Raw genomic sequence first — 15501 nt, 5'->3', positions numbered from 1 at the left:
CCGTGGCCGAGATCATCGCCTACGTCCTCATACCCATCCTCTACCTCGGCGCGCTCTGGGTGTACCTGGGCATCGCCCCGTTCATCGCGGCCCTGCGGGGTCTCGCACTGGTGATGCAACTGCTCGCCGGACACGGGCGGCTCCTGATCGGCGTCCTGCACCGGCGCACGCCCGAATTCCGGACGCTGCCGCCCTACCTTCCGCAGGACGAGGAGGTGAAGGCCTACCGCAACTACTTCTTCGGCCCGGCGTTCCGGGACCTGCGCCAACTCCTCACGCTGGAGCGGCGGTCGTACGTGCGAGCGGTCGGTGACTCCTTCCGCACGGTGACCTCACGGCAGTTCGCCGCCCCGGTACGGAGCCGGGCCATCACCGTGCCGTACGGCCTGACGCTGTACGCGGGCCTCGGCATGGGCGCCGCACTGGCCGTACCCCTGATCGGTCTGCTCCTGCTCCTGCACGCGCTCGTCGTGGTGCTGCTGATGGGCGGAGCCCGGTTCGTCGCGGGCACCCTGCGGGCCCTCGACCGGACCGTCCTGTGGATGAAACGGCTGCGCACCGGGATGCTGTGCCCGCACTGCTTCGAACGCGTCCCCTACCCGGCGTACGACTGCCCCCGCCCGGTCTGCCGACGACGGCACGCGGACATCCGGCCGGGGACGTACGGAATCTTCCGGCGCCGCTGCGAGTGCGGGGAGCGCATGCCGACGCTGCTCATGCTGATGAGCAGGGACGCACGGCTCCAGGCGTACTGCGTGTATCCGCCCTGCGGGAAACCGATGAACGCGGACGCCGGGCACATGCCGGAGGTGGTGCTCCCGCTGATCGGCGGGCAGGCGGCGGGCAAGACGCAGCTGATGGCGGCCATGCTGCTGTCGATGGAGAACGCGGCGGCGCGCGGCGGGCCGTCGATCACCCTCGCCGACGCGGACTCCGAGGCCAACTACCAGGTGCTCCGGGAGGTCCTGCGGATGCGGGGCCACACCCGCGCCACCCAGAAGGCACTGCCCAGGGCGCACTCCTTCGTCCTCGGAAGCGGCCGTTCCGAGCGGCTGGTCCACCTCTTCGACACGGCCGGCGAGCGATTCGTCGACCGCGACGAGACCGACGCGCTGCGCTACGCCCAGGCAGCGCACACCTTCGTGTTCGTCCTCGACCCGATGGCCGTCAAGGACTTCTGGACCACTCTGGAACCTTCGCCGGGCGCCGTGCCGGACCGCACCCTCGCCTCCACCGTCGACCCGGAGGAGGTCTTCGGCCGGTCGGTCCACGCGGTGGCCGCGATGGGCGCCCCGCTGAAGCGCTCGCGCCTGGCGGTCGCCATCAGCAAGACGGATCTGCTCGCCGAGTACGGCCTGGTGCCCGGTCGCCTCGACGACAGCGACGACGCCCGTACCTGGCTCCGTGAGGGGCTCGGCCTGTCCAGCTTCGTACAGGCGATGGAACTGGAATTCCAGGAGGTCCGCTTCTTCTGCACGGCCGCGGTGGCTGACGAGGACGCCCAGGTGGACGGCAGCATCACGCGGTTCGTCGACTGGTGCCTGCGGAGCTGACCCCGACACGGCGCGCGGGACCCACGGCCGAGGACCACGTCCACCGGGGCGGCACCCCGGTGACCGTGGTGGAACGCGTCGGAGCGGGTGGCCGGTCAGAGCTGGAAGGGCATCGTCCAGCAGTTGGAGGTGGCCGGCTTGCCGGCGAGGCGGTCCGTCAGCCAGGAGATGGCGTCGCCCTGGTCGGTGACGAGGGGCACGAGATGGTTGGTGAGGATCTTGTCGCCGAGGTTCGGCAGCTTGATCGCGTCGTAGGTCACGTTCGCGCCCCTGTCGCACCAGTCGACGGCCAACTGACGGGCCTGCGCGTGGGGGACGATGTCGTCCTGGACGCCGGTGGCCAGGCGCACCGGGCCGGCGGGCTTGAGCGTGCCGATGCGCTGCTTGTCCAGGGCGGCCTTCGCGCGGGGCTCGGCGGCGATGATCTCGCCGATGGACCTACCGCTGGTGGTCCACTTGTCGCTCTTGGCGAAGCCGTAGCCGAACAGCGCGTCACCGACGCACATGGTCGACGCGTCCTTCAGCGCGGCCTTTCCCGAGGCGCTGATGTTCGCCTCCACGACCGCCCGCAGGTCGGGGTCGGCCTGGGCGAAGCCACTGATCGACCAGGCCAGCGCACCGGCGAGCGCGCTGCCGTCTATTCCCTTCATGACGGAGGTCAGGTCCGCCGGCGGTGCGCCGGAGTAGGTTCCGGAGAGGGGGACGTCGGGTGCGTAGGAGGGCTGGAGTTCGGCGGCGGAGGCGCTGGCGCCGCCGCCCTGGCTGTAGCCGTAGAGCCCTGTACGGGAAGCGGCGGTGACCGATGCGCCGGGCACGGCGCGGGCGGCGCGGGCCGCGTCCAGCAGGGCGTGTCCCTGGTCGAGTCGGTTGACGTAGGTGTGCAGCCGGTCGGTGGCTCCGAGGCCGACGTAGTCGGTGACGACGACCGCCGCTCCGGTGGCCAGGATGCGGTAGATCGCCAGGGCCTCGTAGCCCACCGACACCGTGTCGCCGTTGAGGGTGAGCGGGTGCTGCAGCGCGAACGAGGGCGCGCACTGGTCGCCCTGGCCCATGGTGCCGGAAGCCAGCGCCACCAGCGGGCGCGGCCCCGTGCTCTTCCACGCGGTGGAGGGCTCGATGTAGGCACCGGTGACGGCGACGGGCTGTCCGGCCGAGTCGGTGGACCTGTACATCAGGCGGGTCGCGGTGCCCGGCATCGGACGGCCGTTCAGACCGGGGATGCTCAGACCGAGCGGCAGGGGCTCGGTCCGGATCAACGCGCCGTTGGTGGGAGGTAGTTCGGACGGCGGGTTGTAGAACGTGGGAATGGTGACCCCACGGGAGACGACCGGCTCCGTACCGGCCGCGGAGGCCGGTACGGCGGACAGGCCCACGCAGACGGCGCCGGCGACGACACCGGCCAGCAGACGCAGCCCGGTCGGTGCCTCGCGGCGGCCGGCCCGCGCGGCCGGAGGTGCGGCGGACCGTTCCGCGACGGCGGAGGCGGGACGGATACTCCTGCGGCTCATGGTGTGCTCCTCGTTCGTCGATCAGCTGGTCGAGTCGATTCGTGCGTGATGACGGTGTCCGGTGCCCCTTCGGCGGACACCGCGCCGGCCCTGTCCGCGAAGCTGTACGGAGCGGGCACGAGCGGCTCCTTGACGAGGGCGGGGACGCCGTCCGGTCGGGGTGGCCATCCGAACTGGATGGGCGTGCTCGGAAGCTGGCGGCACCGGACCGATCGTGTCGTCAGGTGCATGCCAAATAGCGGCGGAAGCCATGGGGTTACTCGCCGGTACTTACGGAAGAGTAAGTCTGGGTGTCACTCAGTGACAAGACATCTGCATGTGTCATTTCCGGCTCGCTCGCCATGCTGCGAGCACCGGAGACAGAGGGCGGTGGGGCGAGGGTGCGCGAAGCGCCATCCGCGGAACGGGGACGCACGACGCGAGCGGACGACGGGCCGTCACTCGCCCGGCGGCGCAAAGAGGCTCTCCGCTTCGACATCGCCCGCGAAGCCGTCCGTCTCTTCGCCGCGCAGGGCGTCACCGCCACGACGGGTGAGCAGAGCGCCCAGGCCGTGGGCGTCTCCGCCCGCACGTCGTGGCGCCACTTCCCGACCAAGGAGAGCTGCGTCCTGCCGCTGCTCGCGGCGGGGCTCGACTTCGCCATGGACCAACTGCGCCACCGGCCACCGGAGACGGGCCTGCTGGACTTCTCCACGGAATCCTGCCGGGGCGGCGGACCGCCTCCCGCGGACCCCGCCATCCTCGACCTGATCCGCAAGACCTCCACCGACCCGGCGCTACGCGCCGTCTGGCCCCAGGCCCACGACGACGCCCTGCCCGTCCTCGCGGCGCTTCTCGCCCGGCGGTCCGGCGGCGACGCCGACGACCTGAGGGTGAAGGTGCACGCGGCGACCATCAACGGAGCCCTGCGCGCGGCCACGGAGGACTTCGCCCGGCGGTTCGCGGACGACCCCGGGGCAGCGGACAGCGAGATCGTCACCCGCATCCTCGCCGCCCTGCGAGCGGCGTCGGAGGGCTTGCCCTACTGACGCCCGCGGGGGCGGGACGGAGCATGCGCGCTCCCCCTTCCGGGGGTGCGGTCGGCGGGATCGGTGGCCCGCGCCCGGACGGGAGCGGTGCCCCCGGTGGCGTACGGTGCGACGCCGCAGTCGACCGGATCGGACGACTGCCCCGCCGCGGCCGAAGCGGCGTGCCGCACCCGCCGCACGAGCCGGAGGGGCGCCGGGACTCGTGACGGCTGGTCAGCTGTTCGGGCCCCGTGCAGCATCATACTGACGTGCGCCGAGCGGTGCGGGCCGCTGCGGACCCGGCGTCGGACACCCGTTTCCACGCGGCAGGACCGGGCTGGACGTGTTCGGAGGCCGCACCGCCCACCAGGACACCTTCGTCACCGCACCCCAGGAGACCCCACCCCCATGACCGACAGACTCGACCTGCTGATCATCGGCGAATGCGTCGCCGACATCGTCCGGCTGCCGGACGCGGCCGATCAGGTCCACCCGGGCGGCAGCCCGGCCAACGTCGCCTACGGTCTGGCCAGGCTCGGGCGGAACACCACCCTGCTCACCCAGCTCGGCCCGGACGACAACGGGCGGCTGATCAGGGACCGTCTGACGGCCGCCGGGGTGGAGGTCCGCACCGACGGCGCCACCGCCCCCACCCCGTCCGCCGCCGTCACCCTGGACGACGGCGGCCAGGCCACGTACACCTTCGAGATCACCTGGACCCTGGCCCCCGTCACCCCTCCACGACCGCCGCACCACGTCCACACCGGCTCCGTCGCGGCGGTGATGGAGCCGGGCGCCGCGTCCGTCCTGGCGGGCGTCGAAGCGCTGCGGGAAACGGCGACCGTCAGCTACGACCCCAACGTGCGCCCGGAACTGATGGGCGAGCACGCCACCGCCGTACGCGGGGTCGAGCGCCTCGTCGCGCTCAGCGATGTCGTCAAGGCCAGCGACGAGGACCTGGAGTGGCTGTATCCGGGGGAGGCTCCCGAGGACGTCGCCGGGAGATGGCTCGCCACCGGCCCGGCCGTCGTCCTCGTCACCCGCGGGGGCGACGGTGCCCTGGCCCTCCTCCCCGGCGGGCCGGTGGCGATCGGCGCACCGCGCACGGACGTCGTGGACACGGTCGGGGCGGGCGACGCGTTCATGTCGGGCACCCTGCACGCCCTCGCCTCGCACGGACTGCTCGGCCCGGACGGCCGCGAGCGCCTGCGCGTCCTGGACCGGGCCATCGTCACCGATGTCCTGCGCCACGCCGCGGCCTCCGCCGCCGTGACCGTCGCCCGGGCCGGCGCCGACCCGCCGGACGGACCGGAGCTCCGGGCCGCGCTCGCCCGGTTCTGATCCGGACGGTGTCACCCCCCGCCCGCCGTGACGGGGCGGTGACACCGGGCACGCGCGTCCTCGCGTGCGTCGTCACGGGGTGCAGGCAGCGGCGATCGACAGGCTGTTCTCGTAGAGGTGGTGCCGGGTGATCCGGCCGTCCTCGGCGGTGAGGTGCAGCGCGAACGGGCCCTCGAAGGACTTCCCCGTCGCGCGTACGGTCCCCGCCAGACGCCCCAGCAGGACGGCGTCGGTGCCGTCCACGAGGAAGGTGTCCACACTGGCGCGCGCGTCCTCGGGCACGCAGTGCTCCATCAGCTCCGTGAACTGGGCCGCGCAGTCGGCCGCGGTGTACCGCGGGCGGATCCAGGGGACGGCGGGGTTCTCGGCGAGCAGCCAGTCGACCTCCTCCGCGAACAGCGCGACGAGCCGCCGGGTGTCCCCGGCCAGGCGGGCGGCGAGGAATTCCCGTACGACGGCCCGGGTGGCCTCGGCGACGGAATCCGGGGCGGTGGTGGTGAGGGTGGGGGACATGGCGCTCTCCCGGTGGCGGGGGACGGATCCGGCGGGGATTCCCGTGGATGTGCCCGATCCTGCCGGGGGACGGGAGATCGGTCGATTACCCGCGGGGTAATGCGCCCTCGGGAGACGCTGCCCTCCGCCGCCGCAGCGTCGTCGCAGTGGAGGGTGGGTGGTACTGGTCGCGGGACCGCCGGTGATGCTCAACCGGACGGCGTGGCCGGGGGCCGCACCCCGAACCACTGCGTGGTGCCGAACTTTTCGAACCGCTCGGCCTCGGCGAATCCTAGCTTCGCCGCGAGGCGCGTCGAACGGGCGTCGGCGAGCTGGGTGCAGAGCACCACCGGTTCGCCGGGGAACGCCTCGGCGAACCAGTTGAGTGCCGCTCCGCACGCCTCGGCCGCGTACCCGCGGCCCGTGCCTCCGGCAGGAACATGTACCCGAGCTCGACGGCCTCCCCGCAATCGGGAGGCAGGTGCCCCGGGCGCCCGGCGTCACGCCGGTCGAGCGAGACCGTGCCGATCATCGCTCCGCGGAGATCGATCACGAAGAGGCCGGGCGCCGCCCGGGGGCCCCGGGCACCGTGCGTTCGAGCTCGTCACGCGGCCGAGGGCCACCGAGGTGGGTGCCCACCTCCGGGGAGGCGAACAGCTCGACGAACGCCGCACGGTCCCGGGCCTCGGACGCGCGGAGCACGAGCCGGTCGGTCCGTATCGGGGCAGGTGGCCAGGTGACGGTTCCCGGTCCGGTCATGGCGGGCAACCTACCGCACGCCTTTCACCCGGACCGCGAGGTGACCGACATCGCGGTGCGCTCCGCGGCGCCACCCGTCCGTCCGGCCGCCGCGTCAGGGTCGGCGGGTGAGGTATCCGCCCATGGTGGTGAAGTACTCGGTGGCGGGGAGTTCTTGGCCGGTGTGGGTGCGGACTCGTGTGAGGGCGAGGCCGTGGTTGTTGCCGGTGCGGGCGTCGTGTCCGGTGACGATGACGATGCCGTCGTTCTCGCGGTAGAAGATGCGGCCGGGGGTGCCGCCGTAGCGGTTCTGGGAGACGGTGGCGGCGAGGATTTCGAGGCGGTTGCCTTTGTGGAAGGTGTAGGCGGCGGGGTAGGGGTGGGACTGGGCGCGGATGAGGCGTTCGAGGTCGTGGGCGGGCCAGTCCCAGTTGATGCGGATGTCTTCCGCGGAGCGTTTGTGGAAGAACGTGGCCTGGGTGCGGTCCTGTCGGGTGAATTGGGTGTGTCCGGCGGCGATGAGGGCGAGTGCGCCGGTGGTGACGGGGGTGATGAGGTCGACTGTTCGGTGGAAGAGGTCGGTGGCGGTGTCGGTGGGGGAGACGGGGATGGCTTGCTGGAGGACGATGTCGCCGGCGTCGAGTTCGTCGTCCATGAGGTGGGCGGTGACGCCGACTTCGGGTTCGTTGTTGATGAGGGCCCAGATGAGGGGGGAGAATCCGGCGTATTTCGGCAGGAGTGAGTCGTGGATGTTGAGGGTGCCGTGGCGGGGGAGGTTGAAGATGTGTGGGGGGATCCAGGTGCGCCAGTTGTTGGCGACGATGATGTCGGGGTCGGCGTCCTTGAGGTGCTGGAGGAGTTCGTCGTCGTCGGGGCGGTTGCGGATGAGGACGGGGATACCGTGTTCGGTGGCGAGGTCGGCCACGGAGTCCGACCAGATCTTCTCGTAGGCGTGTTCGCTCCTGGGGTGGGTCACCACCAGGACCACGTCGTGCTCGGAGTCCAGGAGGGCTTGCAGGGTGCGATGGCCCCAGGTCTGGTAGCCGAACATGACGACCCGCATGGGTTCTCCTCAGCGTAGGAAATGACCCGAGACAGTAAAGCAAGGCTTACCTAAGGATGCAACGGCCGGTCGAAGTGACCCAGTTGACCCCCGTCGGTAGCCCGCTCGTCCGGCCCGTCCTATCGACAGCTTCGGAAGATTAGCTTAGGCTCACCTAAATTGCAGTGGGCCGCTCTGTCGGCGTGCCCGTCTATCGCACCTTCCCCCACGCCTGACAGGCGGCTTCCCCGCACGATGGGAGTGACATGTCACAGGTTCTTCCTGGCGACGCACCACTGGTACACGACCTCATTGGCATCGGCTTCGGGCCGTCCAATGTGGCCATGGCGATCGCGATCAGCGAGCACAACGCACGTGTCGGCACGCAGGAGGCCGTCACCGCTCACTTCTTCGAGCAGCAGCCGCAGTTCGGCTGGCACCGCGGCATGCTGATCGACGACGCCACCATGCAGGTGTCCTTCCTCAAGGACCTGGTGACGCTCCGGAACCCGACCAGTGAGTTCAGCTTCCTCTGCTACCTGAAGAGCAAGGGGCGGCTGGTCGACTTCATCAACCACAAGAACCTCTTCCCGCTGCGGGTCGAGTTCCACGACTACTTCGAGTGGGCCGCGGCCCAGGTCGACGACATGGTCTCCTACGGCAACGAGGTCGTCGGGGTCACACCGTCCGTGCGTGACGGTGTCGTGGAGTACATGGACGTGACGGTCCGGTCGGGTGAGGGTCTCGAGGTCCACCGTGCCCGCAACCTCGTCATCGGCACCGGACTGCGCCCTCTCATGCCGGAGGGCGTCGAGCGCGGCGACCGCGTCTGGCACAACTCCGACCTGCTGGCGAAGGTCGCCGGGCTGGAGGGCACCTCGCCCACCAGGTTCGTCGTCGTGGGCGCCGGGCAGAGCGCCGCCGAGAACGTCGCCTACCTGCACCGCGTCTTCCCCGAGGCCGAGATCTGCGCGGTCTTCTCGCGCTACGGCTACAGCCCCGCGGACGACAGCAGCTTCGCCAACCGGATCTTCGACCCCGAGGCGGTCGACCAGTACTTCACGGCACCGGACGAGATCAAGCGCAAGCTGATGGACTACCACGGCAACACCAACTACGCCGTCGTGGACATCGACCTCATCGACGACCTGTACCGCCAGGCGTACCAGGAGAAGGTCCTCGGCACCGAGCGGCTGCGCTTCCTCAACGTGTCCCGGCTCGCCGGGGTGGAGGAGACGCCGGAGAAGGTCCGGTCCACCGTGAAGTCCCTCGTCACGGGCGAGGAGACCGATCTGGACTCCGACATCGTGGTGTTCGCCACCGGCTACAGCCCCGTCGACCCCCTCGGCCTCCTCGGCGAGGTCGCGGACCGCTGCCTCCGCGACGACGCGGGCCGGGTGCGCGTCGAGCGCGACTACCGCATAGTGACCGACTCCGACCTGCACTGCGGCATCTACCTGCAGGGCGGCACGGAGCACACGCACGGCATCACGTCGTCCCTGCTGTCCAACACCGCGATCCGGGTCGGTGAGATCCTGGACTCGCTGCTCGACCGGGGCGTCAAGTCCGCCTCCGACGAGGCCCGGCGCGTCGAGGAGACCGGCAGCGCGGCCCGCTAGTCCGCCGCGAGTCCCTCTCCGGCCCGCCACCGTCGCGTATGCCGGGCGGAGCTCCGGACCGGCGCCGCGAACGCCCCGCCGGGGGGACCGGGGCCGATGCGGGTGCGAGGTGCCCGGCCGGCCGTGCGTCCCCCGTGGATCAAAGGGATAACGTACGTCGACATGAGCACGACTGCAGTTGAGCGCCCCGCGCAGAAGGGGGCAACAGAAGCCCGCCGGAGGCGGGTTGTGGGTCTGATCGCACTGGTGGTGGTCCTGGTGGCGGCAGGGGCGGTGTCGTTGGCCGTCGGTGCGCGCGCGCTGAGTCCCACCGAGGTGTGGCACGGACTGTCCGCCGCGCCGGAATCCGATCAGCGGCTCACCGAGATCAGGCTCATCGTGCAGACCGTACGGGTGCCGAGGACGGTGCTCGCGATCGTCGCCGGTATCGCGTTGGGCGTCGGTGGGGCACTGATCCAGGGATACACCCGCAACCCGATCGCGGACACGGGCCTGCTCGGGGTGAACTCCGGTGCCTCGTTCGCCGTGGTGTCGGTGATCGCGGTGTTCGGGTTCACCGATCCGTTCCAGTACGTCTGGTTCGCCTTCCTGGGGGCGGCGGCCGCCGGTGTCGTGGTCTTCGGACTGGCGAGCATCGGCCGCGGAGCCGGCAACCCGCTGACGCTCGCACTGGCCGGGCAGGGGGTCACCGTGTTCCTCGCGGCGATGACCACGGCCGTCTCGCTGACGGACCGCGAGTCGCTCAACGCGCTGCGGTTCTGGAACGCGGGCTCCGTGGACGGTGTCGGATTCGGCATCATCTGGCCGGTGACCGTGTTCATCGCGGTCGGGCTGCTGCTGGCGCTGATCACGCTGCCCACCCTCAACCTGCTCAACCTGGGTGACGACGTGGCCCGGGGCCTCGGTGTGAACATCGCGATGAGCCGGACCGTCGGCATCGTCGCCGTCACACTGCTGGCGGGCGCCGCGACGGCCGCCTGCGGCCCCATCGCGTTCCTCGGACTCATGGTGGCCCACGTGGCGCGGTACCTGACCGGGCCGGACTACCGCTGGCTGGTGCCCTACGCGGGTCTGCTCGGGGCCGTCGTCCTGCTGGTCTGTGACATCGTGGGCCGACTGGTGGTGCGGCCGGGCGAGTTGGACGCGGGGGTCGTCGTGTCACTCCTCGGCGCCCCGTTCTTCGCGGTCCTGGTGTGGCGAGGGAAGTTCAGGAACGCATGAACAAGACGGATGTGAAGCGATCGGTGGCGCCCGGTGTGCGCCTCGGCCAGGTGTCCTTCGTGTGGCGGCCCTGGCTCGTGTCCCTCACGGTGCTGCTGACGGCGGGGACCTTCCTGCTGTTCTGCCTGTCCGTCAGCATCGGTGACTTCCCCATCGGACTGTCCCGGGTCGTCGCCACGGTCCTCGGCCGGGGCGAACAGTTCGACGAGTTCATCATCATGGATCTGCGGATGCCGCGCGCCATGGCCGGGCTCGTCGTGGGCATCGCACTGGGAGTGTCCGGGGCGGTCACCCAGTCCGTCGCGCGCAACCCGCTGGCCAGTCCCGACGTCCTGGGGATCACCACGGGCGCCGGCGCGGTCGCGGTGTTCCTGGTGACGGTGTCGGGTGGCGCCGCCGCGGCGGTCGTCAGCGCCGTGGGCATGTCCGCCGCGGCCCTCGCGGGCGGCCTCGGCACGGGGCTGCTGGTGTACTTCATGGCGTGGCGGCGCGGCATCGACGGCTTCCGGCTCATCCTCATCGGCATCTCGGTCAGCGCCGTGATGCAGGCGATCACCACCTGGCTGCTGGTCACGGCCGACATCAGGGACGTGGCCCGGGCCCAGACCTGGCTGGTCGGCTCGCTGGACAACCGTTCGTGGGACGAGGTCGGGATCGCGATCTGGTGCACGCTCGTCCTGATGGCCGTCCTGGCGGGCGCCGCCTTCCAGTTCAGGCCGCTGCACCTCGGCGACGAGGTCGCCGCCGGCCTGGGCGTCCGCTACACGACGGTGCGCGCGATCCTGCTGCTGTGCGCGGTCCTGCTGGCCGCGGTGGCGGTGAGCGCGGCCGGCCCGGTCCCGTTCGTCGCACTGGTGGCGCCGCAGGTGGCGATGCGTCTGGCGAGGTGCCCGACGCCGCCGATGGTGGTCTCCGGCCTGGTCGGGGCGCTGCTGCTGCTCGGTTCGGACCTGGTCGCGCGTACGGCGCTGCCGGTGACCCTCCCCGTCGGTGTGGTCACCGCCGCGATCGGCGGCCCCTTCCTCGTGTACCTGCTGGTGCGCGCGAACCTCAGATAGATCATGCGAAGGTCTCCGCAATCCGAACAGAGGGGGGCACGTGTCCGCTCGAACCATCACCGAGACCGAGTCCGGGACAGCTGACGTCGCACGGCTGGCAGCCGAGGGCGTCACGGTCGGGTACGGCAGCCGGACCGTCATCGACGGACTCGACGTGGCGATCCCGCCCGGGGTGATCACCACCATCATCGGCCCCAACGGCTGCGGCAAGTCGACCCTGTTGCGCACCCTGACACGGCTGCTCAAGCCCGCCGCCGGGTCGGTCGTGCTGGACGGCGAGGACATCGGCAGGCTCAAAACCCGGGACGTGGCGAAGAAGCTCGGCCTGCTGCCCCAGGCGCCGGTCGCGCCGGAGGGTCTGACCGTCTCCGACCTGGTCGCCAGGGGGCGACACCCGCACCAGAGCTGGCTGCGGCAGTGGTCCTCGGACGACGCCGACGTCGTGGAGCGCGCGCTGGCCATGACCGGGGTGTCCGAACTGGCCGACCGCCCGGTCGACTCGCTGTCCGGCGGACAGCGCCAACGCGTATGGATATCGATGACCCTGGCCCAGGGCACCGACCTGCTGCTGCTGGACGAGCCGACCACCTATCTGGACCTGGCGCACGCGATCGACGTGCTCGACCTGGTTGACGACCTGCACGAGTCGGGTTGCACGGTGGTCATGGTGCTGCACGACCTCAATCTGGCGACGCGCTACAGCGACAACCTCGTGGTGATGAAGGCGGGTTCGATCCTCGCGCAGGGGCACCCGCGTGACGTGATCACCGCCGAGCTGCTGCACGAGGCGTTCGGGCTGCGCGCCAAGGTGATCGACGACCCGGTGGGCGACCGTCCGCTGATCGTTCCGATCGGCCGTACGCACGTCCGGAGCAACTGAGCTGCGGGTAAGGGAAATAGCAACAGTTAGGCTAGGCTAACCTCACTGCTGCAGGATAAGGTTTGGCTGCCCTTAGACGGGGGCGCGTGGACAGTGCGAAAGCAAGGGATTCCGGATGTTCCTCCATAGAACGACGACGGTCACGAAGTCCTGGCGGCGGTTGGCGGCAGTGGCGTCCGCCGCGGCGCTCGGCGTCGGCCTCCTCGCCGGATGTGGTTCCGACACCACGGACAAGCCGAGTGACAAGGCGAGCGAGAAGGCTCCGGCCGCCGCCGGCGCGTTCCCGGTCACCGTGGAGCACGCGTTCGGATCCACGAAGATCGAGAAGACCCCCGAGCGAGTCGTCACCGTCGGCTACACGGACGACCAGACCGTCCTGGCGTTCGGCATCAAGCCGGTGGGCATGGTCGACCAGTACCCGAATCCGGCGGGTCAGTCGCCCGACATCAACACCCAGTGGCCCTGGGTGAAGGACAAGTGGGGCGACGCCCGCCCCGAGGTCGTCATGAAGAACGGCGACGCGGGCCCCAACTTCGAGAAGATCGCCTCCCTGCGGCCGGACCTGATCCTCGCGGTCTACTCCGAGGTCGACCAGGCCGCCTACGACAAGCTCTCCAAGATCGCTCCCACGGTGGGCCGCACCAAGGGTGAGAAGGACCTGTTCAGCGCACCGTGGCAGGACAACGCGGTCCACATAGCCAAGGCGCTCGGCAAGGAGGCGGAGGGCACCGCGCTGGTCAAGGAGATCCAGGGCAAGCTCGACGTGGCCCGCGAGGCCAACCCGCAGTTCGGCAAGGAGACCGCTGTCGCGGTGTCCTGGTACAAGGACTCCATCTCGGCCTTCACCACCACCGACGTGCGCGGACGCCTGCTGACGGGCATCGGCTACAAGGGTGCGACGGAGATCGACAAGGTCGCCGGCGGCGAGTTCTCCACCGCTCTGTCCCCCGAGCGCGTCGACCTGATCGACGTCGACCGCATCGTCGTCATCAACGACAAGGCGGACACGGACGCGCTGAAGAAGTTCGAGCTGTTCAACAACCTGTCCGCGGTCAAGGCCGGCAAGGTCTCGTACCTGCTGGACAGCGAGGGCCCGGCGGTCGGTGCGGCCCTGTCCCAGGGCACCCTGCTGTCCATGCCGTACGGGATCGACGAGCTCGTCAAGTCGGTCGAGTAGAAGTGGTGATCACCCTGTTCCGCCCCTGGTCCGCATCGGTCCGCGCATGAGTGCCGCCGACACACGCGTCACACCGGCGTCCCTGCGCACGGCGACCGGACGCGAGGGTGCCCGATGGGTCGCGGCGCACTGCCGCGAGTTGCCCTGGCTGTCCTTCGCCACCGTGTTCACCACGGTGGCGGGGGCGGCGCTCCAGGTACTCCCGGTACTCCTGCTCGGCCAGGTGGTCGACGGGGTGGTCGAGGGTGAGTCACGTTCGGTCCTGGTCACGATCGGGGCGCTGATGGTGGCCGCCGCGGTGTTCGGCGCGGCGGCCACCGCGATGTCGACGTACCTGATCGGCCGGCTGGGCGCGGACCTGCTCGCACGGCTGCGTGAAGGCGCCGTCCGGGCGGTGCTCGGGATGCCGAGCGCCCGGATCGAGCAGGTCGGCCGGGGCGACGTGCTGTCCCGGGTCGGTGACGACGTCGCAGTGCTGTCCAGGGGCATCCGGACGGCCGTTCCCACCGTGTTCTCGGCGGGCGTGCTCGTCGCCATCGCCACCATCGGCATGTTCGGCCTGGACTGGCGGCTCGGGCTGGCGGGCGCCGCCGCGCTGCCGGCGTACGCGCTGGCGCTGCGCTGGTACCTGCCCCGGTCCGCCCCGCTCTACCGGAAGCAGCGGGTGGCCCAGGCCGACCGCGCGCAGGCCCTGATCAGCGGTCTGAACGGGATCGACACCGTCCGGGCTTACCGCCTGGAGGGTGCCGTCCGCGAGAAGGTCACCGACGAGTCGTGGCGGGTGCGGAACCTCGGCATCGAGGTGTTCCGCTTCTTCGGCCGGTTCGTGGGCAGGGAGAACCGCGCCGAGTTCATCGGGCTGGTGCTCATCCTCCTGGTGGGTTACGCCCTGTTGGAGGCGGACGCCGCCACGCTGGGCGAGGTGTCCGCCGCCCCGCTGATGTTCCACCGGCTGTTCACCCCGCTGGGCGCGATCATGTTCACCTTCGACGAGGCGCAGAAGTCGGGCGCGAGCCTGACCCGGCTGGTCGGGGTGCTGGGGGAGGACGCCGAGGACCGGCTGGTGGGCGACACCACCGTCGCGCCCGCGGAGGCCGTCCCGTACCCGGTGAAGGTGGAAGGACTGACCTTCACCTATCCCGATACCGAGGACCCGGTACTCAGGGACGTCGACCTGACGATCCCGGCGGGTGGTTCGCTCGCCCTGGTGGGGGCGACAGGCGCGGGCAAGTCGACCCTGGCCGCGCTGATCGCGGGCATCGGGACCCCGCAGGCGGGATCGGTGCGCATCGGGCCGAGCGACCTCGCCGAGCTGGACGAGGCGGGCGCGCGCGCCCTGGTGAGCATCCTGACGCAGGAGACGCACGTCTTCTCCGGTCCGCTCGCCGACGACCTGCGGCTGGCCGCGCCGGACGCGACCGACGCCGAGCTGATGAGCGCGCTGCGCACGGTGGGCGCCGACGCCTGGGCCGACGGGCTGCCCGAGGGGCTGGACACCAGGGTCGGCGAGGGCGGAGAACGGCTGGACGTCACCAAGGTCGCCCAGATCGCCCTGGCCCGGCTGGTGTTGGGACGGGCACCGGTGGTGGTACTCGACGAGTCGACCGCGGAGGCCGGGAGCGAGGGCGCCGCGGAGCTGGAGCGGGCGGTGCTGGCCGCGTGCGCGGGCCGCACCACGTTGTTCGTCGCCCACCGGCTGACACAGGCGATGGCGGCGGACCGGATCGCCGTACTGGACGAGGGGCGGGTCGTCGAGGAAGGCACGCACGAGGAGTTGGTGGCTCTCGGCGGCAGGTATGCGCGACTGTGGCGGGCGTGGCGAGAGGGTAGTTAGGTGACCCTTAGTTAGGCTAGGCTAAGCGTTA

12 protein-coding genes and 1 pseudogene are annotated in these 15501 nt (G+C 70.8%); 9 read left to right on the top strand and 4 right to left on the bottom strand.

Going from position 1 to position 15501, the window contains the following annotated elements; genetic code table 11:
* Positions 1 to 2 precede the first annotated feature (2 nt).
* A complete protein-coding gene (locus ACFWVP_RS04715; RefSeq protein ID WP_384493559.1) occupies positions 3 to 1553 on the top strand; it encodes a hypothetical protein in 1551 nt (516 codons plus the stop codon).
* Positions 1554 to 1648: 95 nt separating this feature from the next.
* On the opposite strand, the gene ACFWVP_RS04710 is transcribed toward ACFWVP_RS04715, so the two are convergent.
* Positions 1649 to 3061: a lipase family protein gene (locus ACFWVP_RS04710; RefSeq protein WP_384493558.1), complete on the bottom strand. Its 1413-nt coding sequence runs from the start codon at positions 3059 to 3061 to the stop codon at positions 1649 to 1651.
* Positions 3062 to 3441: 380 nt separating this feature from the next.
* Between ACFWVP_RS04710 and ACFWVP_RS04705 the strand changes: the two genes are divergently transcribed.
* Positions 3442 to 4089 (top strand): TetR/AcrR family transcriptional regulator, encoded by a 648-nt coding sequence (locus tag ACFWVP_RS04705; RefSeq protein WP_384493556.1) that lies wholly within the window; start codon positions 3442 to 3444, stop codon positions 4087 to 4089.
* 387 nt (positions 4090 to 4476) lie between these two features.
* On the top strand, positions 4477 to 5409 hold the full coding sequence (locus ACFWVP_RS04700) for a carbohydrate kinase (RefSeq protein WP_384493554.1): 933 nt from the start codon (positions 4477 to 4479) through the stop codon (positions 5407 to 5409).
* Positions 5410 to 5481: 72 nt separating this feature from the next.
* Here ACFWVP_RS04700 and ACFWVP_RS04695 read toward each other — a convergent pair whose 3' ends face one another.
* From ACFWVP_RS04695 to ACFWVP_RS04685, 3 genes and pseudogenes are all read right to left on the bottom strand, one after another.
* Complete coding sequence (locus tag ACFWVP_RS04695) at positions 5482 to 5922, bottom strand: nuclear transport factor 2 family protein (RefSeq protein ID WP_384493552.1); 441 nt, start codon at positions 5920 to 5922, stop codon at positions 5482 to 5484.
* A gap of 188 nt (positions 5923 to 6110) precedes the next feature.
* Positions 6111 to 6660 (bottom strand): annotated as a pseudogene (locus ACFWVP_RS04690) (GNAT family N-acetyltransferase).
* Positions 6661 to 6754: 94 nt separating this feature from the next.
* Complete coding sequence (locus ACFWVP_RS04685; RefSeq protein WP_384493551.1) at positions 6755 to 7702, bottom strand: methionyl-tRNA formyltransferase; 948 nt, start codon at positions 7700 to 7702, stop codon at positions 6755 to 6757.
* 245 nt (positions 7703 to 7947) lie between these two features.
* Between ACFWVP_RS04685 and ACFWVP_RS04680 the strand changes: the two genes are divergently transcribed.
* From ACFWVP_RS04680 to ACFWVP_RS04655, 6 genes are all read left to right on the top strand, one after another.
* Positions 7948 to 9300 (top strand): lysine N(6)-hydroxylase/L-ornithine N(5)-oxygenase family protein, encoded by a 1353-nt coding sequence (locus ACFWVP_RS04680; protein ID WP_384493550.1) that lies wholly within the window; start codon positions 7948 to 7950, stop codon positions 9298 to 9300.
* A 162-nt stretch (positions 9301 to 9462) separates the two neighbouring features.
* Positions 9463 to 10521 carry a FecCD family ABC transporter permease gene (locus ACFWVP_RS04675; protein WP_384493548.1) on the top strand — a complete coding sequence of 353 codons (1059 nt, stop codon included), beginning with the start codon at positions 9463 to 9465 and terminating at the stop codon, positions 10519 to 10521.
* Positions 10518 to 11579, top strand: a complete 1062-nt coding sequence (locus ACFWVP_RS04670) for a FecCD family ABC transporter permease (RefSeq protein WP_384493547.1) — start codon at positions 10518 to 10520, stop codon at positions 11577 to 11579. Before ACFWVP_RS04675 ends, ACFWVP_RS04670 begins: the two co-directional genes overlap by 4 nt.
* Before the next feature lie 40 nt (positions 11580 to 11619).
* Positions 11620 to 12459 (top strand): ABC transporter ATP-binding protein, encoded by an 840-nt coding sequence (locus ACFWVP_RS04665; RefSeq protein ID WP_384493545.1) that lies wholly within the window; start codon positions 11620 to 11622, stop codon positions 12457 to 12459.
* A 115-nt stretch (positions 12460 to 12574) separates the two neighbouring features.
* Complete coding sequence (locus ACFWVP_RS04660) at positions 12575 to 13636, top strand: iron-siderophore ABC transporter substrate-binding protein (protein WP_384493543.1); 1062 nt, start codon at positions 12575 to 12577, stop codon at positions 13634 to 13636.
* 46 nt (positions 13637 to 13682) lie between these two features.
* Positions 13683 to 15470 (top strand): ABC transporter ATP-binding protein, encoded by a 1788-nt coding sequence (locus ACFWVP_RS04655; protein ID WP_384493542.1) that lies wholly within the window; start codon positions 13683 to 13685, stop codon positions 15468 to 15470.
* Positions 15471 to 15501: the final 31 nt, after the last annotated feature.

Origin of the sequence: Streptomyces sp. NPDC058637 (assembly GCF_042717325.1) — a bacterium.
In the GTDB taxonomy this organism is placed as follows: Bacteria; Actinomycetota; Actinomycetes; order Streptomycetales; family Streptomycetaceae; genus Streptomyces.
The sequence above is the reverse complement of the archived record's forward strand: the minus strand, read 5'-3'. Positions and strand labels throughout refer to the sequence as shown.